The organism is Kribbella sp. VKM Ac-2566 (assembly GCF_004366005.1).
Taxonomy (GTDB): domain Bacteria; phylum Actinomycetota; class Actinomycetes; order Propionibacteriales; family Kribbellaceae; genus Kribbella; species Kribbella pratensis.
Map to the genome: position 1 here is coordinate 341,571 of NZ_SODT01000014.1, position 21,001 is coordinate 362,571.

Here is a 21,001-nt window from a genome sequence, read left to right on the forward strand (position 1 = left end):
GCAGGTCAGTTCAGGTTCGCTGCGTTCCCCAACCCAACCGGACACTTGGGGCCGCACGCGGTAGCTGGACCGGGCCAGCCGCGGGTGCGGAGGACCGTGGCGACCTGGACTGCAGCACCGCACGGATCACTCACGATCTGGTAGCCGAACCGAAGGGTCGCCTTCGCCGCCACGCGCCGGGGCAGTTGCTGCATCCGGGCCAACTCGGCGAGCAGACGTTGTGGCGTCGTACGACGTTGACGACATACGTCGAGCACGAGCGCCGCCGCGTCGTCCGGCCGGGACCGTCGACTCGCGACCGTCAGGACAGCGACTTCGAGCCGGACCATCGGCGGCTCGCGTGATCCGAGCACCCGGTCAGCGAAGTCGCGAGTTCGAGTGATGACAACTCCGGCCTCGCCGCGCAGCCTGCACATGCACCGATCCCCACCCCAGACTGCCGCCCAACTTCCCTCCTGTGCACGAGTCTCTGGAGTGGGGAGTCCTACTGGTCGTCTCAGGTGCGTTGGATTCCCCACTCCCTCTGCAAAGGGCTCGGCCCCCGGACCGTGTGTGGTCCGGGGGCCGAGCTTTACTGCCTGCTTACTTGATCGACTTCAGGGCGAAGTCTTCGGTGACGGGGGTGCCGGCGACCAGCTTGGTGGTGCGGGTCTGAGGCTTGTAGCCGTCCTTCGCGGCGATCAGGGTGAGCGGGTTGTTGCGACGGTCGAGCCAGTAGGCGTACTTACCGTCCTTGTCGGTGATGAAGGTGTAGGACTGGGCCCACGAGTCCACCTGCACGATTGCGCCCGGGAGGGCGGCGGAGGCGCCGGACGAGCTGACGCCCGTGACGGTGCCCTGCAGCTTGCTCCACGTGGTGGGCGGGGTGACGGTCATCGTCACGCCGACCGGAGCGACCGTGTAGGGGGTGTTCTCGCCGATCGTCACGGCTCCGCTGTAGGTGCCGGGCTGGTCGACGCTCGCGGAGAGCGTGACCTTGACGGTCGCCGACTGTCCCGGGGCCAGGGTGACCTCGGTCTGGTCGATGGACATCCAGCTCACGTCCGCCGACGACTCGGAGCAGTCCTCGAGACCCGGCAGGGCCTCACTGTCCGCCGTCGCGTTGAAGCTGCCGGACGAGCCGCCGATCTTGTAGAAGCCGCACGCCGCACCACCGCGGTACCGCGGCAGGTTGGCGTTCGGCAGCGCGGTCCAGCTCTCCGACGACGGGTCGTACGAGAACCCGGCGTTGGTGACCGCACCGGCCTGGACACCGCCGACGATCAGCAGCTTGCCGCCCGCGACGGCGTACGACGCCGCCCAGTGGTCGGCCGGAGCGTCCGCGATCGCGGTCCAGGAATCGGCTCCCGGGTCGTAGACGTACGCCGCCTTCAGCGAGTTCGTGCCGTCGTTACCGCCGGCGCAGTACAGCTTGCCGTCGATGGCACCGCAGGACGCGAACGCGACCGACTGCGGGTAGTTCGCCAGCGTCTCCCAGGCGTTCGCCGCCGCGTCGTACCGGACGACCGTGTTGCTCATCGGCAGACAGCTGGAGGTGGTGCACCCGCCGACGGCGTACAACTTGCCGTCGAGCACGGCCTGACCGGCCGCGGCCCGCGGGGCCGGGTTGGCGGCCAGTGCGGTCCAGGCGTTGGCGGCCGGGTCGTAGGACCAGGTCTCCGGCGCCGGGCCGGACGATCCCCAGCCGGAGCTGGCGATGATCTTGCCGCCGATCACACCGACGCTGATGGCGTTGCGAGCACCCGGCAGCGGGGCGATCGCGGTCCAGGCGAGGGTCGCCGGGTCGTACACGTAGCTGTTCCCGGTCGACGCACTACCGTTGCCACCGGCAATCGAGTACGTCTTGCCCTCGAGGCTGACCACCCGGTTGTCCATCACGGACGCCGGGTAGTCGGCGATGTCGGTCCACGGAGCCGCCATCGGCTTCGCGGCGGCCGGCCCTGGTGACACCGGGCCGGTCTTGCCGGTCAGCATCCGGGCGAACGAGGTGTCCACGGCGAGCCGCTGCAGCGGTGCGCCGGGTCCGTTCTCCACCTGGGCCTTGGTCGTCGTGCTGCCGTTCGCGTTCTGCAGGACGAAACCGCTGTCCTTCTCGCCGAACTTGACGTCGACATCGGCACCGCCGGTGTTCTTGACGGTGAACGACTTGGTCACCTTGCCGGTCGGCAGCTTCAGGCTGCCGCTGACGGCACCCGGCGTCACGGACAGCTGGCCGGCCTTCAAGGTGTAGTCGGCCGTGGTCGTCCAGTCGGCCTCGACCCCGACGGTCGCGGTCGAGCTGACGTAGTTGCCGGCCTTGGCGGTGAAGCCCTGGTCGCCGTCAGCGGACGAGTACAGCCAGTAGAAACCGTCGTTCAGACCGGTGTCCTCGGGCGTCGCCACGGTGGTCGCGGACTCGATGCTGCCGTCACGGGTGACGACCGCGCCGTTCACGAAGCCGCTCGTGTTGGCGTCCTTGACGTTGCCGACGACGATCCCGCCGCCGGTCGGCACACAGCTGACCTGGCTGCCGACGAGGACGTTGTCGACCTCCCACCACCATTCGTACGACGCGTTGTAGTAGTGGAACCGCACCTGGACCGCGGACTTGCCGGCCGCCTGCGGGATCGCGATCTCCTTGACGCCGCGGGCGTCGACGGACTGCGTGAGCACGTTGCTCCAGGTGGCGCCGCCGTCGATCGACAGGTCGACGTCGCCCTTCTCACCGCCGAGGTAGTTCAGGTCCTGGTTGAACCGGATCACCGGAGCGGTGACCGAGGTCAGGTCCACGACCGGGCTGACCAGCGACGTGTCCTGCGATCCGCCACCGCCGTACTTGTCGCTGTCGATGATGGCGAACTTGCCGCTGCCGCCGGCCAGGTTGCCCCGGTTGCCCGGGTCGTCGAACTTCCAGACCTGACCGTTGCCCTTGTTGTCGACGACGGTCCAGCCGCTCGGCGCGGCACCGGAGTCGAAGGTCTCGTACACGCCGTCCGAGCCCCACTTGTAACCGGGCGCGGTGCTGCACGAGTTGCTGTCGGCGGGTACGGCGATGTTCTTCGTCAGGTTGCCGGTGCCGACGGTGATCGGCTGGCTGACGGTCTGGTAACCCGGGTACTTCGACTCGACCTTGAGCGAGTACGCCGCACCGGACGGGACCTTGAGGCTGTACCGGCCGTTGCTCGGGGTCGTGTAGTCGAACACGCCACCCGGACCCTCGACCGACACCTTCGCGTACAGCGGCCAGCCGTGGCCGGAGCCGTCCGTGACGGTGCCGCCGACGCTCACCTGCGGCGTGCTCACCAGAGCGAAGTTCTTGGTGGTGGTCTGACCCGTGGTGATGGTGGCGGTGGCGGTCTGCGTCGCGTAACCGAACGATGCGACCGTCAGGTTGTAGTCGCCGGCCGGCAGCACGGTCGAGTACGTGCCGTTGCTGCTGGTGGTCAGCGTCTTGTCCGGCTGGCCCGCTGCCTTGACCGTCACGCTGGCGCCGGCGAGAGCGGCACCACCGGTGGCGGCGGTGACAGTGCCGGAGAGCGTGCCGGTGTCGCCGATCGGCGCCGCGTTCAGGAGCGCCAGCGCGTCCAGACGGCCCTGACCGAAGACGTTGTTGTTCGCGTCGGTGCCGCCGCACTGGCTGTTCGGCGTGTCGATCGCGGTCGAGTTCAGGAGCGCCCGCGTCGCCGCGACGTCACCCTTGAGGGCCGGCGAGGCCGACCACAGCAGGGCCACAGCGGCGGTCAGGTGCGGTGTCGCCATCGACGTACCGTTGAAGGCGCCGTACGTGTTGCCCGGCAGGCTGGAGCGGACGTTGACACCGGGGGCCGAGATGTTCGGCTTGATGGTGCCGTTCTGGCCCACACCGCGGCCGGAGAACGACGCGATGTTGTTGTTGATGTCGTAGGCGCCGGCCGAGTAGTTGCTCGTCAGGCTGCCCGGTGAGCCGGACGTGTTGCAGCCGCCCTCACCGCTGTTGCCGTTGGCGAACGTCCCGAAGATCCCGGACGCGGTCCAGGCCAGGGTGATGTCCTCCATGAACGGGTCGTTCGACGGCAGCGTGGAGCCCCACGAGTTGTTGATGACGTTCGGCCGCTTGCTCGCGTCCGGGTTCTGCCCGGCGAGGTCGGTCGGCTCGAGCATCCACTGGCCGGACGTGATCAGCGCGGCGTCGCTCGGGCAGCAGCCGTTCGCGGCGATCCACTTCACGCCCGGGGCGACACCGATCTGGTTGCCCGCGCCGTCGTCACCGACCATGGTGCCCATCGTGTGGGTGCCGTGGCCGTTGCCGTCGGCCGGCGCGTTCGGCGAGGTGCCGGCCGCGTCGAACCAGTTGTAGTTGTGGTTGAAGGTGCCGTCACCGTTGTTGCCGCGGTACTGGTTCACCAGCGCCGGGTGGTCGTACTGCACACCGGTGTCGATGCTGGCGACGACGATCCCCTCGCCCTTGTCGCCGTACTGCGACCAGACCTGGTTCGCCTTGATGTTGGCGACGCCCCACTCGACGGCCTGGATCGCCTTCTCCTGCTGGCCGGGGGTGACCTTCGGTACCTCGATCTGGACGGGCGCGTACAGGCCCTCGACCTCGGTGTGACCAGCCAGGTTCTGGGCGAGTTCGAGCGAGCCGCTCTCGATGCGGATCGCGTTCGTGCCCCAGAAGGACTGGTACTTCACGTGCTGCGCGTCCAGCTCGGCGCGGATCTTCGCCTGGCTGTCCGCGGCGGCCTTCTTCAGCGCGGCGGCCACCGCGGTGCCGCGCTCGTTCCAGTTGGTGATCTTGCTCGCGGCGGTCAGGTCGGCCTTCGCGGCGAAGCGGACCCAGTAGTCCGTCGCGGACTTGGCGTCCTTGCCGTCGAGCTTCTCCAGAAGTTCTGGCTTGATCTTGGAGGCCGGCGTGGCCTCCGGCTTGGTCGGTGATGAAGCCTGGGCCTGGCCGGCGGCGGCCAGGCTGGTTGCGACGACTGCCACCGTCGCGAGGGCGCCCGCCAGTGATCTGGCGAGTCCCTTTCGTTGATGTGACATCTCTGCAGCCCCTCACTTGAAACGACCCCGAGTCGACTCCCCCGAGTCATTGCTGCAGGAGGGCGTGCGAACGCTCAGTGCCCCCCAGGTCGCGGCATGTGACACCGCAAGCTTGACGTGGACCTTATGTGTCAGAACAACGTGGTAACAAGCACACTTGGTGAGCAACTTGTGACTAGCTGTCGCACCGATCGAGGCAAGCTGGGCAAACGTTGGCATTCCGTTGACGATCGCAGGCAGATGTTGACATCGTGATCAGATGGTCACCGCCCGTGAACCCGCCCCTACGGACGCCGATCTGACCACTACCGGATCAGGGGCGTTCCCGTTGCTCATCGCGGTCGCGGCCTCACCCGAGCAGCGCGTCCGGCTGGCCGAACTCGTCGACGACGTCGCGCCGCTGCTCCTGGTCTCCAGCCTCGACGAACTGCGCAGATTGCTGGTTCCCGCGCAGCAACCACCGCCCGCCGCACCTGGGCAGCCCGAGCCGCCGGACCCCGATGCGGTCGATGCCACCGCCGTCCGTGCAACCGGCGACGACCCCGAGGCCGACGTACTCACCATCGATCGGGCTCGTTCGGTGGCTTGCTGGGGTGGTGACGAGATCCAGTTGACCGATCTCGAGCAGGAGCTGCTCAGCCGTCTGATGTCCGCGCCGCTGCGGGTCTGGTCGTACGACGCTCTGCACCACACCGTGTGGCGGGACCGGAACATCAGCGGCACCGCCGACGTGCACTCGGTGGTGAAGCGTCTGCGCCGCAAGCTCGACGACCTTGGTACGACGGTCACCATCGACGCCGTCCGCGGTATCGGGTTCCGGCTCACCGATCACCAGCGCCCGATGATCACCGATCTGCGCGCGGGGTAGTTTCTGTTGTCGTGACCTTCTCCGCGCTGAGTCATCTCGAGTGTCCTCGCTGTGGCGCCACCCATGACGCCGATCAGATCATCGGCCTGTGCCCGTGCGGATCGCCGCTGCTCGCGAGGTACGACGTACCAGCGCTTCGCAAGGAGGACCTGGCCTCGCGGGCGCCGGACCTGTGGCGATATCACGAGCTGTTGCCGGTGCGCTCGCCCGAGAACGTGGTGACGCTGGGGGAGGGGATGACGCCGCTCCTGCCGTTGCCGCGGTACGGCGCCGAGCTCGGGGTCGATCGCCTGCTGATGAAGGACGAGGGGCTGATCCCGACCGGGACGTTCAAGGCGCGGGGCGCCGCCGTCGGGGTGTCGCGCGCGTACGAGGTCGGCGTCCGGAAGATCGCGATGCCGACGAACGGCAACGCCGGGTCCGCCTGGGCCGCGTACGCCGCGCGCGCCGGGATGGAGGCGTTGATCGCGATGCCGATCGCCGCGCCGGAGATCTGCCGGCGCGAGGTGACCGCGGTCGGCGCTCGGCTGCAGCTGATCGACGGGCTGATCGGCGACGCGGCGGCGTACATCCGGTCGTTGATCCAGGAACAGCCCGGGTACTTCGACGCGTCGACGCTGAAGGAGCCGTACCGGATCGAGGGCAAGAAGACGATGGGCCTGGAGATCGCCGAGCAGCTGAACTGGCAGCTGCCCGACGTGATCGTCTACCCGACCGGGGGCGGCGTCGGCATCATCGGCATCTGGAAGGCACTGAACGAACTCCGCGACCTCGGCTGGATCGAGGGACCGTTGCCGCGCCTCGTCGCGGTCCAGTCGACCGGCTGCGCCCCGATCGTCCGCGCGTGGGAGAAGGGCCTCCCCGAGAGCGAGCCCTGGCCGGACGCCAAGACCGTTGCCTTCGGCATCACCGTCCCGAAGGCCCTCGGCGATTTCCTCGTCCTCCAGGCGATCGCGGAGACTGGCGGCTGCGCGGTAGCCGTCGACGACGAGGACCTGCTGGCCGAGCTGCACCAGGTCGCTCAGCTGGAGGGCTCGTTCATCTGTCCGGAAGGTGCCGCGAACTTCGCGGCGATCCGTCAGTTGCGAGAGTCCGGGTGGATCCGCGCCGGTGAACAGGTCGTCGCCCTGAACACCGGCGCGGGCCTGAAGTACCCGGAGACCGTTCCGCCACTTCCGGATCTGCGATGACTCACGCATCTAGGGCTCCATCGGGCGCGGCAACGTTCGCCTCGCGGTCCGGCAGCAGCGAAGCGATCATGAAGTCGGCGATGAATCGGGCGAACCGGCGGGGCGACCAGCCGCGCTGCAGGACGAGGAGTTCGTAGATCTCGACGGAGCTGCAGGTCCACAGTATGTCGGTGGCCTCGGTGACCGTGACGCCGGCGCGGAGATAGCCGCGCTCGGCCAGGAACCGGGCGTGGTGCCGCATCCGGGTGAGGCGCTCGGCGTCGCTGTCGCTGAGCACGGTGGACATGTCGGGGTCGATGGCGGCGGCCGAGCGCATGAGCAACCGGATCGGCGTAACCGTCGAGGCGACTTCGGTGGTGAGCAGGCCCCACTTGCGCATGATGGATTCGGGGTCGGTTTCGTGTGCCCGCATTTCGTCGGAGCGTTGGTATGCCGGGACCGGTCCCCGCCCGGTCAGGCCGCGCTCGTAGATGGCGCGCACCAGCCCCGACTTGCCGCCGAACGCCTTGTAAATGGTTTCCACGGATACCCCGGCCTCGGCGGCAACGGCGGCGATGGTGGTGGCGGCGTACCCGTTGGCCAGGAACTGCCGCTCGGCGGCGTCGAGGACTTCCTCGCGGGCGCGCCGTGCTTGCGCCTGGCGGCCGGTGGAGTCGTACTGACGCTTGCCCTTGACTCGGCTCATAATTCGTTCCATGCTTCTGTATTAGTTACAGATAACTGTAACAGAGCTAGGAGGTCCTCATGGACCGACCGAACCAAGGCCAGTTGCCGGTGTTGCAACGACTGCTCGAGGCGATGAACGCCCACGACCTCGACGCGATGGTGGCCTGCTTCGCCGACGACTACGTCAACGAGACCCCCGCGCACCCACAGCGAGGATTTCGCGGCAGCGCGCAGGTCCGCACCAATTGGACTCAGATCCTCGCCGGCGTCCCGAATCTGCGAGCCCGGGTGCCTCGCAGCGCGGTGGACGGCGGCACGCTGTGGACCGAGTGGGACATCACCGGGACCCGGCCCGACGGGACCGCGTTTCTCATGCGCGGCGTTGTCATCTTCGGCATCACGGACCAAGCGATCACCTCGGCCCGGTTCTACCTGGAACCGGTCGAGGAGACCAGCGGCGACGTCGACGCCCACACCCGCCGCGTTGTCGGCACCGCGGCGAACCCGAAGGAAATCTCATGATCCTCGTTGTCGGAGCCACAGGTCGGCTCGGAGGGCTGATCGCCCGGACACTGTTGGCGCAAGGAAAGCCCGTGCGCATCCTGGTGCGCAGCGGCTCGTCGTACGAGAGTCTCGTGGCCGCCGGCGCCCAGCCCGTGACCGGTGACCTCAAGGACCCGCCCTCTCTCCGCGCCGCATGCGCAGGCGCCACCGCGATTCTCACCACGGCAAACTCCATGGGGCGCGGCGGCGACGACACCGTCGAGTCAGTGGACCGGGTCGGCAATCGCAATCTCGTCGAAGCGGCGTCGGCCGAGGGCGTGCGTCGCTTCGTCTTCACGTCGGTGCTCGGCGCCAGTCCCGAGAGCGCCATGCCGTTCGTGCGGGCGAAGGGTGAGACCGAGCAGCGGCTTCGTGACAGCGGCATGGCCTGGACGGTGCTGCAGCCGGACGCCTTCATGGACACCTGGGTCCCGGCCGTGGTCGGCAGCGCAGCCCTCGCGGGCCAGCCAGTCACGGTTGTCGGCGACGGGCGGCGACGTCACTCCTTCGTGGCCATGCGCGACGTCGCGGCGTACGCCATAGCAGCGCTCGACCACCGAGACGCAGAGGGGCAAACACTGTTGATCGGCGGGCCTCAGGCTCTGACGTGGCGTGACATCGTCGAGGTGTTCGAGCAAGAACTCGGCCATCCAGTGGCACTGCGGAGCGTGCCGCCCGGGCAGCCGGTGCCCGGCCTCCCGGACTTCGTCGCCCAGCTACTCGCAGTGCTTGACAGCTACGACTCGCACATCGACATCAGCCGCTTGGCGAGCTCCTACGGCGTGACACCGACCTCGATCGCCGAGTTCGCCCGCGACTCCGTCGCAGCAACTCCTCAGCAGGTTGGCTGAGAACGAAGACGTCACAGCCATAACCAGGCTGCAGGTCACAGACCCCGAACAGGGGCGGCGGCAGCCCGGCGATGAGACTCCATTCGGTCGGAGCAATCCCTCAAGAGCGTCGACACGGGGACTGTTCAGGCTTGGCCGCGGCGGACGGCGAGGATGTGGGCTGGTTCGCCGTTGGGGTCTAGTTTGACGTAGTTGCTCTGGCCCCAGCGCCAGGTGGCGCCGGTGATTTCGTCGTAGACGGTGAAGGTGTCTTCGGGGCGCATGCCGAGGGCGGTCATGTCGAGGTGGACCATCGACTCGCGAACCGAGTGCGGGTCGGTGTTCACAACCACGATGACGGTGTCGCTGTGGCCGTCGGGTGCCGTCGAGCGCTTCGAGAAGCACATGATCGCTTCGTCATCGACCGTGTGCAGCGTCAGGTTGCGCAGTTGCTGCAGGGACGGGTGCCGGCGGCGGATGTTGTTCAGCAGCGTCAGGTACGGCGCCAGCGAGCGGCCCTCGGCCTCCGCGGCCTCCCAGTCCCGCGGGCGGAGCTGGAACTTCTCGGTGTCCAGGTACTCCTCCGAGCCGGGTCGCAGCGCGACGTGCTCGAACAGCTCGAACCCGGCGTACACACCCCAGGCCGGTGACGACGTCGACGCGATCGCCGCGCGGATCTTGAACGCGCCGGGACCGCCGTACTGCAGGTACGCCGTGAGGATGTCCGGTGTGTTCACGAAGAAGTTCGGCCGCAGGAAGTGACCGGTCTCCTTGGTGAGCTCCTCCAGGTACTCCTCCAGCTCCCACTTCTCGTTGCGCCAGGTGAAGTACGTGTACGACTGGTGGAACCCGACCTTCGCCAGCTCCTGCATCATCGGTCGCCGGGTGAACGCCTCGGACAGGAACACCACGTCCGGGTCGGTCTTGCGGATCTCGCCGAGCAGGTACTCCCAGAAGTTGACCGGCTTCGTGTGCGGGTTGTCGACCCGGAACACCGTGACGCCCTTGGAGATCCACAGCCGGACGATCCGCAGGACTTCGGCGTAGATGCCTTCGGGGTCGTTGTCGAAGTTGATCGGGTAGATGTCCTGGTACTTCTTCGGCGGGTTCTCGGCGTACGCGATCGAGCCGTCGGCGCGGACCGAGAACCACTTCGGGTGTTCCTTCACCCACGGGTGGTCCGGCGACGCCTGCAGCGCCAGGTCGATCGCGACCTCGAGGCCGACCTCGCGGGCCCGGCCGACGAAGTACTCGAAGTCCTCGAAGGTGCCGAGCTCGGGGTGGATCGCGTCGTGACCGCCGTCCTCGGAGCCGATCGCCCACGGCGAACCCGGGTCGCCCGGCTTCGGGTCGAGGGTGTTGTTCGGGCCCTTGCGGAACGAGTGCCCGATCGGGTGGATCGGCGGCACGTAGAGGATGTCGAAGCCCATCTTCGCGACCGCTTCGAGCCGCCGTGCCGCGGTCCGGAAGGTTCCGGACTTCCACTGACCGGCTTCTTCGTCGTACGTCGCACCCTCGGAGCGCGGGAAGAACTCGTACCAGCTGCCGTACAGCGCGCGGGTCCGGTCGACCCACACCGGGTACGTCTCGGAGGAGGTGATCAGCTCGCGCACCGGGTAGCGACCGAGGGCCGCCCGTACCTGCGGGGAGATGCCCGCGGCCAGCCGCGCTTCCGGCGGCAGCGCACCGTTCGCCAGCGCATGCGCCGCGTCGCTCAACGTTCCGCGATCTGCGCGTACGGCGGGTGGCACGCCGGCGGCCGCGCGGTCGAAGAACGCGGCGCCCTCGGCGAACATCAGGTCGACGTCCAGGCCGGCCGGGATCTTGATCTCGGCGTTGTGCCGCCACGTCCCGTACGGGTCGCTCCAGCCCTCGACCGCGAACGTCCACGCGCCCTGCTCCTGCAGCGTCACGTCGACGGTCCAGCGGTCGGTGCCCTGACCGACGGGGGTCATCAGCATCCGTCTGGTCTGCCCCGACGGCGAGGTCAGTACGACGTTCGCGTTCACCGCGTCATGGCCTTCCCGGAAGACCGTGGCCGCGATGGTGAACGTCTCGCCGACCGCGGCCTTCGCCGGATAAGCTCCGGCGTCGACGGTCGGGGTGACGTCGGTGATCGGGATGCGCCCAGTCATGGCGTAGACGAACCTTCACTCTCCGAATAGAGGAACCGTCGGATCGTGGATCCGGCGGTTGGGCAAGTACGTCGGGAACTGCACTGCTGACGTTATCGGTTCCCAGTACCGGTCTGTGGCATGCAGAGCTGCAAATTCTTGCTCGCGTTGCAAGATCGATGCATCCCGAGGGTGTCTTGCTCGCCCTGGGCTTGTACGGTGTCCCGGTGCGAGCGATACGACGATTCTCCGTCCGCCCTGTCCTGCCCGAGCCGCTGACCGGCCTGGGCACCCTGGTGAACAACCTCCGCTGGGCCTGGCACCCGGAGACGCAGGACGTCTTCGAGGCTGTCGACCCGCAGCTGTGGCGGAGCACCGGTGGTGACCCGGTCAAGCTGCTCGGCGAGGTCCCGGCGGCCCGGCTCGACGAGCTGGCCAACGACCACGCTTTCCTGCGCCGGCTGGAACTGGCTGTAGCCGACCTGGACAGCTATGTGACCGAAGACCGGTGGTTCCAGACCGCGGGCGGTTCGCCGCTCGACGCGGTCGCGTACTTCTCCCCGGAGTTCGGCATCACCCACGTGCTGCCGCAGTACTCCGGCGGTCTGGGCATCCTTGCCGGTGACCACCTGAAGGCGGCCAGCGACCTCGCCGTACCGCTGATCGGCGTCGGTCTGCTGTACCGGCACGGCTACTTCGCGCAGTCGCTGAACCGTGAGGGCTGGCAGCAGGAGCGTTACCCCCTGGTGGACCCGGACGGGCTGCCGATCAGCCTGCTCCGGGATGGTGACGCCCCCGCGACCGTGACGCTGACGCTGCCCGGCAACCGCGAGCTGCACGCGCAGATCTGGGTCGCCCAGGTCGGCCGGGTGCCGCTGCTGATGCTCGACTCCGACATCGAGGAGAACGAGCCGTCGGAGCGCGAGGTGACCGACCGGCTGTACGGCGGTTCGACCGAGCACCGCCTGCTCCAGGAGCTGCTGCTCGGCGTCGGCGGTGTCCGCGCGGTCCGCACGTACTGCCGGATCACCGGCCACGCGGCGCCCGAGGTGTTCCACACCAACGAGGGCCACGCCGGCTTCCTCGGTATCGAGCGGATCCGTGAGCTCGCCGCCGAGAAGGATCTCGACTTCGACACCGCCCTCGAGGTCAACCGCGGTGGCACCGTGTTCACCACGCACACCCCGGTCCCGGCCGGTATCGACCGGTTCCCGGTCGAGCTGATCCAGCAGCACTTCTCGCCGGACGTGTTCGGTCCGGAGGTCCCGGTCGACCGGATCCTCGAGCTCGGCGCCGAGGACTTCGAGGGCGGCGACCCGGCGCTGTTCAACATGGCGATCATGGGACTGCGGCTGGCGCAGCGCGCGAACGGCGTGTCGAAGCTGCACGGTGTGGTCAGCCGCGGGATGTTCGCGGGGCTCTGGCCGAGTTTCGACTCGATCGACGTGCCGATCACCTCGATCACGAACGGCGTCCACGCGCCGACGTGGGTGGCGCGTGAGGTGCACGACCTGACCTACGCGAACTACACCGCCGACGGCGACTCGGTGTTCGAGGGTCTGGACAAGACCACCGACGCGCAGATCTGGGAGACCAAGCGGCTGCTCCGGCAGCGGTTCATCGACGACACCCGTTCGCGGGTGCGGCAGTCCTGGCTGAACCGTGGCGCCAGCGAGGCCGAGCTCGGCTGGGTGGACTCGATCCTCGACCCGGACGTCCTGACGATCGGGTTCGCGCGGCGGGTTCCGTCGTACAAGCGGCTGACGCTGATGCTGCGCGACCCGGCGCGGCTGAAGGCGCTGCTGCTGCACCCGGAGCGTCCGGTGCAGATCGTCATCGCCGGCAAGGCGCACCCGCACGACGAGGGCGGCAAGAAGCTGATCCAGGAGATGGTCCGCTTCGCCGACGACCCGGAGGTGCGGCACCGGATCGTGTTCGTGCCGGACTACGACATCGCGCTCGCGCAGCCGATGTACCCCGGCACCGACGTCTGGCTGAACAACCCGCTGCGTCCGTACGAGGCGTGTGGCACGTCCGGCATGAAGGCCGCGCTCAACGGCGGTCTCAACCTGTCCATCCGCGACGGGTGGTGGGACGAGTGGTACGACGACGAGTTCGGCTGGGCGATCCCGTCCGCCGAGGGGATCGAGGACACCGACCGCCGCGACGACCTCGAGGCGCACGCGCTGTACGACCTGATCGAGAAGCAGGTCGCGCCGCGGTTCTACGACGGTGACGTGCCGACCCGCTGGATCGAGATGCTGCGGCACACGATCAAGGAGCTCGGCCCGAAGGTGCTCGCCACCCGGATGGTCAAGGACTACGTCGAGCAGCTGTACGTGCCGGCGGCGCAGTCGTCGCGGGCCCTCAATTCGACGTACGACGGTGCTCGTGAGCTGGCCGCGTGGAAGCAGAAGGTCCGGGCGGCGTGGCCGCAGATCCGGGTCGACCACGTGGAGCTCCAGGGCCTCGGCGACGTACCGCAGCTGGGCACGACCGTCGGGATCCGCGCGTTCGCGGCACTCGGCGACCTCGCCCCGTCGGACATCTGCGTCGAGGTGCTGCACGGTCGCGTCGACACCAACGACGAGATCACTGACCCGGTCCGCGCCACGCTCTCGCTGGCCGAGACGTACGAGGGCAACCGGCACCGGTACGAGGGCGAGCTGAAGCTGGACCGCACCGGCCCGTTCGGCTACACGGTGCGCGTCGTCCCGAACCACGTCGGCCTGGCGAGCGTCGCCGAACTCGGCCTCGCCGCAGGTCCGTCCGACCCGGACGACCCCTCCATCCCGGACCTCCCGGCCGGCTCGGAGTTCTGGTCCAACACCATCTGAGACACGCCCCCGCCTGCCTCACCAGGCGGGGGTGTTTTGTGTCTGTGAACAAGCGCCGGGACCGCGGCACAGGCAATAACCTGTCTCGCGGCCCCGGCGGGTGTGCTCAGCCCCGACCGCTAGCCGAGGTCCTTCCATGCGAACGGGCTGCCGGCGGGTGAGGTGACGAAGGCGCGGCCCGCGTACGTCAGTCCGGGGTCGGTGCGGTACAGCTCGTTGACCTCCTTCGTCGCCGCGTCGTCGCCGTTGTCGGAGGCAACCATCAGGTCGGCGATCCGATCGGTCAGCTCGACGTCGGCGCCTTCCAGCGTGTCCGACATGGACCCCCAGTTGTCCCAGAGCAGAAGCTCGTCGCCGTTCAGATGCGCGAGCTGATAGTGCACATAAGTGCGAATGAACCAACCACCATGCAGCTTCAGCGGGGCGTCCGGATTCGGGTCCGCGCCGAACAGATCACCGTTCAGCTCGCCGGACCGATATCCCCGCCACACCTCGGCCGCCGACAGGAACGGGCCGGCCGGCATGTCCGCCACGTCGAACGTGAAGCGCGGATCGGCCGGATCCATCTCGGCGTCGATCATCACCCATCGGTCGCCGTTCCAGTACTCGGCGACCACGTGGTCGTGGCTGAAGCCCTCGGTGAAGTAGTTCCCGAACCCGACCCGGCTGCGCGCCGGGATCCCCTTGTGCCGCAGCATCGAGACGAACAGGAGCGTGTAGTCGCGGCAACAGCCAACTACCCGGTCCACCGGTTCCCGCGGCACCGCGAGCGCCGTACCGTTGCGTTTCTGGTCCGTGGCGAGGATCGCCGACACCCAGCGGTTGTCGATCTCGGCCAGTCGTTCGCCGGTGAACTCGATGCCGCCGGCGCGGTAGTGGATCAGCAGGTTGCGGACCACCGCGGCGATCTCGCTGACGTCGTCCGGCAGCGCGTCGAACAGGCCGGCATGTACGCCGGGATCGCTGAAGCGCGTCTGAATCGCGTAGTCCATCAAAGGTTCCTCTCGAGAATGGGCAGTGCGATGTCGACGGCAGGTTCGTCGCGGGGGAGGAGGTGGCAGTCCGGGCGGTAGATTTCCCGCGGCGGACCCGCTTCGGGGTTGCCGGACGACCGGACCCAGTCGTAGACGAGGTCGTACGCGAGCATGATCCGCGGGTACGCGCACTCGTCCATCGTGATCGTGCAGTACGCCTCCCGATGGGCCGGCTCGACCCGGATGCCGATCCGGCCGGACGGGTCCACGAGGCCGTCGAACGGCACGCAGATCTCGACGGTCGCCTCAGCCTCCGGCGTCACCGCGCCGTGGAAGATCACCCACGAGCCCACGGTCGCGGTCGCCCCGGCAGCACGCAGGTACGACGTGATCTCGTCGGTGCACGTCACGATCATCCCGACCAGCATCTGCTGATCGGTGTCGACCCGGATGGTGGCGGTCTTCGTCGCCGGCACGTCCCGGGTGTGCACCGGTCGCGGTGCGAGCCCCGTCGTACCCGAACGCGACAGGCGGTCGCGCAGGTACTGCAACGTCGCCCGCCGGGCCGCCGTGGTCGCCTCCTCGGCGGCCCACCACCGGTCGAGCCGGATCAACGCGTCCTCGTCCGTCCCGGTGAGTACTTCAGCAATCGTGGTCAGCGGCATGTCCAACTGCCGCAGCACACTGATCCGTCGCGCCCGCTCCAGTTGCGCCTCGTCGTACAAGCGGTACCCGTTCGCCGGGTCGACCTGCGCCGGTGCAAGCAGCCCCGACACGTCGTACAACCGCAGCGCCTTGTGCGAAAGCCCGGCCCTCCGCCCGAACTCACTGATCGTCAACACCGGACCATCACACCCCCTGCCCTTGGGGCAGAGTAAAGGGGAACGCGTTCACGTCCGGCTCCACCCATCCGGTCCGCGCAGCCGAAGACGCCAAGGCGCGTGAACTGTAGAAGCGCGTCAGCAGCCGCTTGTCCAGCAGTCCCGGGTTCCGGCGTACCAGCTCTTCGAAGTCCTCGCCCGGCGCCTCGGCCATGTGGTACGCCGTCAACTCGACCCACGCCCTACTGACCGTGGCGTTGTACTTCTGCGGCACCCCGGCGTACCGGGCCGTCTTCTGGATCCCGTTACTGATCAGCTCCACCGCGCCGGCTGTCCCACACCGCCGTACGGCGAGCCAGGTCAAGCGGACGTGCTCCCGATGCCCGAACCGCTCGGCGGTCGACATCACGTCACCCATCAGCTCGTCGAAGTCGTTCATGATTCCGTCAACGCCTTCAGCACCCGCCGAGTCTGTTTGACCGCTGACTCGGGTACGCCGTCCAACGCTCGCATCTCCACCCCCTTGAACGCCTGAGCCACCCGTGCCGCACTCCGGGCGCCGGCTGCAGTCAGTGAGATCTCCACAGCGCGCCGGTCGCCGGTTCGGGTGGCGCGAGTCAGCAGCCCCTTGTCGGCAAGCCGGTCGAGTACGCCGGTCAGCGTCGTCGGCCGCACACCCGCCGCGACCCCGATCTCGGAGACCGTCCGCGGCCGGCCGTCCGCGAGGTTCGCCAGCACGTTCACCTCGGCAGCCAGATTATCCGAATCCGTAGTATTTGCGCTGACTGAGATCTGCGTCACGCAGGGGAACGTCTCGGTCGAACGGTTCCTCTTCTCAGCTGTCACGCACATCTGAGAAGGAGTCGAGATGGATTCTCGAAAGGTCTCCGCGAGCGCACACTTCCTGCTTGCGGCAGTGCACGTCTACTGGGCAACGGGCGCCAGCTGGCCCGCGAGTGATGAGCGCAGCCTCTCGCTGACTGTCCTCAACACGCAGGCGAGCTTCGGCCCCAGGGTCGTGCTGCCACTGGCTGCACTGCACCTCCTGCTGGCAGGCGCCGTCCTCACCAGTGCGAGGTGGAGACTCAGCAGGCTCGTGGTCGTCGGGCTGGTGGCCGGGCTGGCCGCGCGGGCGGCTGTTGGGCTGGTCTGGATCACGGGCGCGATTGACACGAGTACGGCGTTCTACTGGCTCAACCTGTTCCTCTACACCCCGGCCTGTGTCGCGTTGTGCGTAGCTGATCTGAAGCTCCTCCGAGCGCGCCGGCCAGCAGCAGTGGACAGGCCGCTGCTGTCAGACTTCCTCAGGTGATCGAGGAACATCTGGTGCGCGCGGCGCAACGTGGTGACACGGTCGCGATGAACGAGGTGCTCGACGCGTTGACGCCGTACGTCGGGAGGATCTGCGGGCCGATCGCGCTGCACGACGGAGCCGACGCGGCGCAGGAAGCACTGATCGCGATCTTCCGCGGGCTCCACAGCCTGCAGGAGCCGGCGGCGCTGTTCGGCTGGGCGCGGGCGATCGCCGTCCGCGAGGCGGTCCGGGTCGCGCGCCGCGGGCAGCGGCAACGGCCCGCCGAGCTCGCGGACCTGCCGGCCGCGGACGATCCGCAGCTCGCGATCGACGTACAGGACGTGCTCAGGAGGCTGTCGCCCGAGCATCGGGCGGTCCTGGTACTGCGGGATCTCGAAGGAATGGACGAACACGCAGCGGCCGCCGTACTCGACGTGCCAACGGGTACGGCGAAGTCGCGGCTGCACCGGGCCCGGGCAAGCTTTCGGAAGGCATGGAGCTCATGAACTGGCCACAAGTTGAACTGACCGACGTCGAGCGGTTCCGCGCGCTCGCCGCGGGCGTGCCGGGTGCAGCCGTCACCGAACGCGTGCTGCCTCAAGATCCCGATCGGGTGCAGGCAATGCTCGCCGACCTCGACGTGTTCGCCACCATTCAGGCGGACCTGGTCTCGGCCACGCTCGAGGAGCGCGACGGCGATCGCGTCGTCGTACGGGCGAAAGGCGCCAGAGGACAACGCGCGCGCTTGGAAGGTCAGCTCCGCCCGGGGTGGTGCTGGTTGCAGAGCCGCTTCCTGATCATCGGCATGGCAGTCGCCGCCGAACCAGGTGGTGGCACGCGGGTGGCTCTGACCGGCGGCATTCGCGTACCGGGCCGTGCCGCGATCATCCCGATCAGAGTGCGACACGAGAGCAACAAGACGCTGGACCGGCTACAAGAGCTTCTCAGGGAGCGCGGCCAGTAGGGCGTCGGCGTGGCGGCGGTAGCCGAGGTTGTTGGGGTGGAAGGCGTCTGGCGCGAGCATGCCCCGCCACGGTGGGCGGGCGTAGCGGGACACCTCGGCAACCGGGAGGCCACGGGAGGTGGCTGTGCTGCTGATCAGCTGGTTGATACCGGAGACGTAGGGGCTCACAGCTCCACCGATGCGCCAGAAACGGTCTGGGACGGTCAGGTCCATCACGACGGACGAGGAGGGGAGTCGGTCGATCACCTGGCGGAGGTGGTCACGGAAACGCTTTGGCGGCGTCGCGAGAATGTCGTTGTTGCCGATGCCACAGGTGACAAGTGCCGGCGTCAGACCGTCCAGCAGCGGGAGCTGGTCCTCCAGTACGTGTCGCGTCTGCGCACCGGAGCGGGACAGGTTCAGCACTCGCCACGGCGTTCCCTTACGACGCAGGGCGTTCAGCACTTGACCGACGTACCCGTGCAGCGGCGACGAAGCGCCCAGCCCTTGCGCGGTCGAGTCGCCGAGGACGACCCAGAGCGGTCCCTCGGCCGACAGCGTCAAAGAGTTCTGCGCAGTCCAGTACTCCGCATACGTCCGCGCCTGTACGTCGACGTACGCCACGCCGTCCACCCAGCGCTGGATCGCCAGTCGCGAGCTGGTCCGCTCTGCCTCACCCCAGCGCATGATCGCGCGATGCATCGCCCCGATCGGGGTCGTCCGTTCCCGCAACATCGGTCCCCCCAGGGGTGAACAGCAGGTGACCGACGAATGTACAGGCGGAAGGTTAACAACCTCAGAGCGCGCGCAGCAGCACCAAACAGCGTGGACCGAGCGGCACGGTCGCACCGGCCTCCACCTCGGTCACCATGCTGTTGCTGGTGTCCAGCACCACCTCGTACGCCGGCGCCCACGACGCATCCGGTACAACGACATTCCGCGTCTCGGCCGTAGCGTTGAGCGCGAGCAGGAACGAGCTGTCGGTCAGGGCGTTGCCCTCCGCATCAGTCGCCCGCAACGCGTCACCGCGCAGGAACATGCCGATCGTCCGCAGGTTCCCGTCGAACCAGTCCGCGTCGGTCATCTCCCCGCCGTGCGGAGCGATCCACGACAGGTCTTTGCGGCCACCGGACACGACGGGCTGCCCGGAGAAGTAGTGCCACTGCCGCAGGGCGGGATGCGCGGCGCGGAGGGCCAACAGTTTCTTGGTCAGCTCGAGGTGGTCGGACCAGGTGCTCGGCAGCGACCAGTCGAACCAGGAGATCTCACTGTCCTGGCAGTACGCGTTGTTGTTGCCGTGCTGCGTCCGCCCGCACTCGTCTCCGGCGGTGATCATCGGCACGCCGGTGGACAGGATCAGCGTGGACATCAGGTTCGCCATCTGCTGCTTGCGCAACGCGATCACGCCGGCGTCGTCGGTCTCGCCCTCGACACCGCAGTTCCAGGACCGGTTGTCGTCGGTCCCGTCCCGGTTGTCCTCGTGGTTCGCCTCGTTGTGCTTGTGGTCGTAGCTGACCAGGTCCCGCAGCGTGAACCCGTCGTGCGCGGTGAGGAAGTTGATCGACGCGTACGGGTAGCGCCCGTCGTCGCCGTACAGGTCGCTGGACCCGGAGAGCCGGTAGGCGAGGTCCTTCACGCCGTCGGAGGTGTTGCGCCAGACGTCGCGGACACTGTCACGGAACTTGCCGTTCCACTCCGACCACGGCGGCCCGAAGTTGCCCACCTGGTAGCCGAACGGGCCGACGTCCCACGGCTCGGCGATCAGCTTCACCCGGCCGAGCACCGGATCGGCCGCGACCTCGGCGAGGAACGGGTGGTCGGGGATGTCGACCTCGTGCCGCTCGTTGCGCACCAGCGTGACGGCGAGGTCGAACCGGAACCCGTCGACGCCCATCTCCTCGACCCAGTACCGCAGCGAGTCCATCACCAGTTGCCGGACGTGCGGGTGCGAGGTGTCGACCGAGTTGCCGGTGCCGGTCACGTCGTACATCGCGGCGCCATGACCGTCACCGTGGGTCAGCCGGTAGTACGCGCGGTTGTCGATGCCGCGGAAGCTCAGCGTCGGTCCGTCGAAGCCGCCCTCGGCGGTGTGGTTGTAGACCACGTCGAGGATCACTTCGATGCCCGCGGCATGGAACGCGGCGACCATCGCCTTGAACTCGGCCACCTGCTCACCGCGCGAACCGGACGAGGAGTACGGCGCGTGCGGCGCGAAGAAACCGAGCGTGTTGTAGCCCCAGTAGTTCGGCAGGCCGCGTGCTGCGATCGCCGGCTCGGTGAGGAAGTGGTGGATCGGCAACAGTTCGACCGACGTCACGCCGAGCTCGGTCAGATACTTGATCACCGACGGATGCGCGAGACCGGCGTACGTGCCGCGCTGGTGCTCGGGTACGTCGGGATGCAGCTTCGTGAACCCCTTCGTGTGCAGCTCGTAGATGACCGTCTCGCCCCAGTGCACCGGCTTGCTGATCGGTGGCGGCGGCGCGGAGTCGGCGACCACGACGCCGACCGGCACATGCCCGGCCGAGTCACCGTCGGAGGAGTCGTAGACGAGCGGACTGTTGAAGTCCAGCGAACCGTCCACGGCCCGTGCGTACGGGTCGAGCAGCAGCATCGACGGGTTGAAGCGCAGACCGTGCGACGGGTCGAACGGACCGTGCACGCGGTACCCGTACCGCTGGCCGGCGCCGACACCCGGGACGAACCCCGTCCAGAACTCGCCGGTGTGCGTGAGGTCCAGGTTCCGCTGGCTGCCGTCGTCGGCGATCAGGGCCAGCTCGACCCGTTCCGCGGCCGGAGCCCAGAGCGTAAAAGTGGTCCCATCGGTCTGGACCACTGCGCCTGGACGCGGACCGGTCTCGGGGGACTGGCCTGGAGCGCTCGGGGCGGCGGTCGCTTCTTTCACCGGGTCATTCTGCACAGT

Annotated in this window: 18 protein-coding genes; 8 read left to right on the forward strand and 10 right to left on the reverse strand. The window is 68.1% G+C overall.

Translation table 11 applies throughout. The annotated features are described in order from the left end of the window. Positions 1-5 precede the first annotated feature (5 nt). A complete protein-coding gene (locus EV647_RS35535; RefSeq protein ID WP_134010965.1) occupies positions 6-416 on the reverse strand; it encodes a hypothetical protein in 411 nt (136 codons plus the stop codon). Between the two features lie 166 nt (positions 417-582). Then, positions 583-4,998 carry a S8 family serine peptidase gene (locus tag EV647_RS35540; RefSeq protein ID WP_134010967.1) on the reverse strand — a complete coding sequence of 1,472 codons (4,416 nt, stop codon included), beginning with the start codon at positions 4,996-4,998 and terminating at the stop codon, positions 583-585. Positions 4,999-5,257: 259 nt separating this feature from the next. Between EV647_RS35540 and EV647_RS35545 the strand changes: the two genes are divergently transcribed. Then, positions 5,258-5,866 (forward strand): winged helix-turn-helix domain-containing protein, encoded by a 609-nt coding sequence (locus EV647_RS35545; protein WP_134010969.1) that lies wholly within the window; start codon positions 5,258-5,260, stop codon positions 5,864-5,866. Between the two features lie 11 nt (positions 5,867-5,877). Continuing rightward, positions 5,878-7,056 carry a threonine synthase gene (locus EV647_RS35550; RefSeq protein WP_134010971.1) on the forward strand — a complete coding sequence of 393 codons (1,179 nt, stop codon included), beginning with the start codon at positions 5,878-5,880 and terminating at the stop codon, positions 7,054-7,056. 1 nt (position 7,057) lies between these two features. On the opposite strand, the gene EV647_RS35555 is transcribed toward EV647_RS35550, so the two are convergent. Next, positions 7,058-7,741, reverse strand: a complete 684-nt coding sequence (locus tag EV647_RS35555) for a TetR/AcrR family transcriptional regulator (RefSeq protein WP_202871335.1) — start codon at positions 7,739-7,741, stop codon at positions 7,058-7,060. 59 nt (positions 7,742-7,800) lie between these two features. Here EV647_RS35555 and EV647_RS35560 point away from each other — a divergent pair, with 59 nt between their 5' ends. Further along, entirely contained in the window at positions 7,801-8,244 is a 444-nt protein-coding gene (locus EV647_RS35560) for a nuclear transport factor 2 family protein (RefSeq protein WP_134010973.1), read from the forward strand. Continuing rightward, positions 8,241-9,116: an SDR family oxidoreductase gene (locus EV647_RS35565; protein WP_134010975.1), complete on the forward strand. Its 876-nt coding sequence runs from the start codon at positions 8,241-8,243 to the stop codon at positions 9,114-9,116. Before EV647_RS35560 ends, EV647_RS35565 begins: the two co-directional genes overlap by 4 nt. A 125-nt stretch (positions 9,117-9,241) precedes the next feature. Here the strand turns inward: EV647_RS35565 and EV647_RS35570 are convergent, their stop codons facing one another. Beyond that, positions 9,242-11,230: a maltotransferase domain-containing protein gene (locus EV647_RS35570; RefSeq protein WP_134010977.1), complete on the reverse strand. Its 1,989-nt coding sequence runs from the start codon at positions 11,228-11,230 to the stop codon at positions 9,242-9,244. A gap of 206 nt (positions 11,231-11,436) precedes the next feature. Here EV647_RS35570 and glgP point away from each other — a divergent pair, with 206 nt between their 5' ends. Beyond that, entirely contained in the window at positions 11,437-14,046 is a 2,610-nt protein-coding gene (glgP, locus tag EV647_RS35575; protein ID WP_134010979.1) for an alpha-glucan family phosphorylase, read from the forward strand. A 119-nt stretch (positions 14,047-14,165) separates the two neighbouring features. On the opposite strand, the gene EV647_RS35580 is transcribed toward glgP, so the two are convergent. The 4 genes from EV647_RS35580 to EV647_RS35595 are packed head-to-tail and all read right to left on the reverse strand — an operon-like array spanning position 14,166 to position 16,585. Beyond that, the gene (locus tag EV647_RS35580; RefSeq protein WP_134010981.1) at positions 14,166-15,038 is read right to left on the reverse strand and encodes a transglutaminase family protein; all 873 of its coding nucleotides are present in this window, start codon (positions 15,036-15,038) and stop codon (positions 14,166-14,168) included. Next, positions 15,038-15,862 carry a MerR family transcriptional regulator gene (locus EV647_RS35585; protein ID WP_134010983.1) on the reverse strand — a complete coding sequence of 275 codons (825 nt, stop codon included), beginning with the start codon at positions 15,860-15,862 and terminating at the stop codon, positions 15,038-15,040. The genes EV647_RS35580 and EV647_RS35585 overlap by 1 nt, the downstream gene beginning before the upstream one ends. Before the next feature lie 7 nt (positions 15,863-15,869). After that, entirely contained in the window at positions 15,870-16,280 is a 411-nt protein-coding gene (locus EV647_RS35590; protein ID WP_202871334.1) for a hypothetical protein, read from the reverse strand. After that, positions 16,277-16,585 carry a MarR family winged helix-turn-helix transcriptional regulator gene (locus EV647_RS35595; protein WP_166680504.1) on the reverse strand — a complete coding sequence of 103 codons (309 nt, stop codon included), beginning with the start codon at positions 16,583-16,585 and terminating at the stop codon, positions 16,277-16,279. The genes EV647_RS35590 and EV647_RS35595 overlap by 4 nt, the downstream gene beginning before the upstream one ends. A 124-nt stretch (positions 16,586-16,709) precedes the next feature. On the opposite strand from EV647_RS35595, the gene EV647_RS35600 reads away from it, so the two are divergent. The 3 genes from EV647_RS35600 to EV647_RS35610 are packed head-to-tail and all read left to right on the forward strand — an operon-like array spanning position 16,710 to position 18,099. Beyond that, the gene (locus EV647_RS35600) at positions 16,710-17,153 is read left to right on the forward strand and encodes a DUF3995 domain-containing protein (protein WP_134010987.1); all 444 of its coding nucleotides are present in this window, start codon (positions 16,710-16,712) and stop codon (positions 17,151-17,153) included. Continuing rightward, entirely contained in the window at positions 17,150-17,641 is a 492-nt protein-coding gene (locus EV647_RS35605) for an RNA polymerase sigma factor (protein WP_238175839.1), read from the forward strand. The genes EV647_RS35600 and EV647_RS35605 overlap by 4 nt, the downstream gene beginning before the upstream one ends. Further along, complete coding sequence (locus EV647_RS35610; RefSeq protein ID WP_202876425.1) at positions 17,638-18,099, forward strand: hypothetical protein; 462 nt, start codon at positions 17,638-17,640, stop codon at positions 18,097-18,099. The genes EV647_RS35605 and EV647_RS35610 overlap by 4 nt, the downstream gene beginning before the upstream one ends. Here EV647_RS35610 and EV647_RS35615 read toward each other — a convergent pair. Together EV647_RS35615 and glgX are read right to left on the reverse strand one after the other, a co-directional pair. Next, positions 18,067-18,813: an SGNH/GDSL hydrolase family protein gene (locus tag EV647_RS35615; RefSeq protein ID WP_134010989.1), complete on the reverse strand. Its 747-nt coding sequence runs from the start codon at positions 18,811-18,813 to the stop codon at positions 18,067-18,069. The two genes, EV647_RS35610 and EV647_RS35615, sit on opposite strands and share 33 nt — an antisense overlap. 61 nt (positions 18,814-18,874) lie before the next feature. Next, complete coding sequence (gene glgX, locus EV647_RS35620; protein WP_370344660.1) at positions 18,875-20,914, reverse strand: glycogen debranching protein GlgX; 2,040 nt, start codon at positions 20,912-20,914, stop codon at positions 18,875-18,877. Positions 20,915-21,001 lie beyond the last annotated feature (87 nt).

Excerpts from the sequence above, each read along its gene's own strand:
- EV647_RS35535 (WP_134010965.1), bottom strand. The coding sequence starts at position 416 with ATGTGCAGGCTGCGCGGCGAGGCCGGAGTTGTCATCACTCGAACTCGC.
- EV647_RS35540 (WP_134010967.1), bottom strand. The coding sequence starts at position 4,998 with ATGTCACATCAACGAAAGGGACTCGCCAGATCACTGGCGGGCGCCCTC.
- EV647_RS35545 (WP_134010969.1), top strand. The coding sequence starts at position 5,258 with ATGGTCACCGCCCGTGAACCCGCCCCTACGGACGCCGATCTGACCACT.
- EV647_RS35555 (WP_202871335.1), bottom strand. The coding sequence starts at position 7,741 with ATGAGCCGAGTCAAGGGCAAGCGTCAGTACGACTCCACCGGCCGCCAG.
- EV647_RS35560 (WP_134010973.1), top strand. The coding sequence starts at position 7,801 with ATGGACCGACCGAACCAAGGCCAGTTGCCGGTGTTGCAACGACTGCTC.
- EV647_RS35565 (WP_134010975.1), top strand. The coding sequence starts at position 8,241 with ATGATCCTCGTTGTCGGAGCCACAGGTCGGCTCGGAGGGCTGATCGCC.
- EV647_RS35570 (WP_134010977.1), bottom strand. The coding sequence starts at position 11,230 with ATGACTGGGCGCATCCCGATCACCGACGTCACCCCGACCGTCGACGCC.
- EV647_RS35580 (WP_134010981.1), bottom strand. The coding sequence starts at position 15,038 with ATGGACTACGCGATTCAGACGCGCTTCAGCGATCCCGGCGTACATGCC.
- EV647_RS35590 (WP_202871334.1), bottom strand. The coding sequence starts at position 16,280 with ATGAACGACTTCGACGAGCTGATGGGTGACGTGATGTCGACCGCCGAG.
- EV647_RS35600 (WP_134010987.1), top strand. The coding sequence starts at position 16,710 with ATGGATTCTCGAAAGGTCTCCGCGAGCGCACACTTCCTGCTTGCGGCA.
- EV647_RS35610 (WP_202876425.1), top strand. The coding sequence starts at position 17,638 with ATGAACTGGCCACAAGTTGAACTGACCGACGTCGAGCGGTTCCGCGCG.
- EV647_RS35615 (WP_134010989.1), bottom strand. The coding sequence starts at position 18,813 with ATGTTGCGGGAACGGACGACCCCGATCGGGGCGATGCATCGCGCGATC.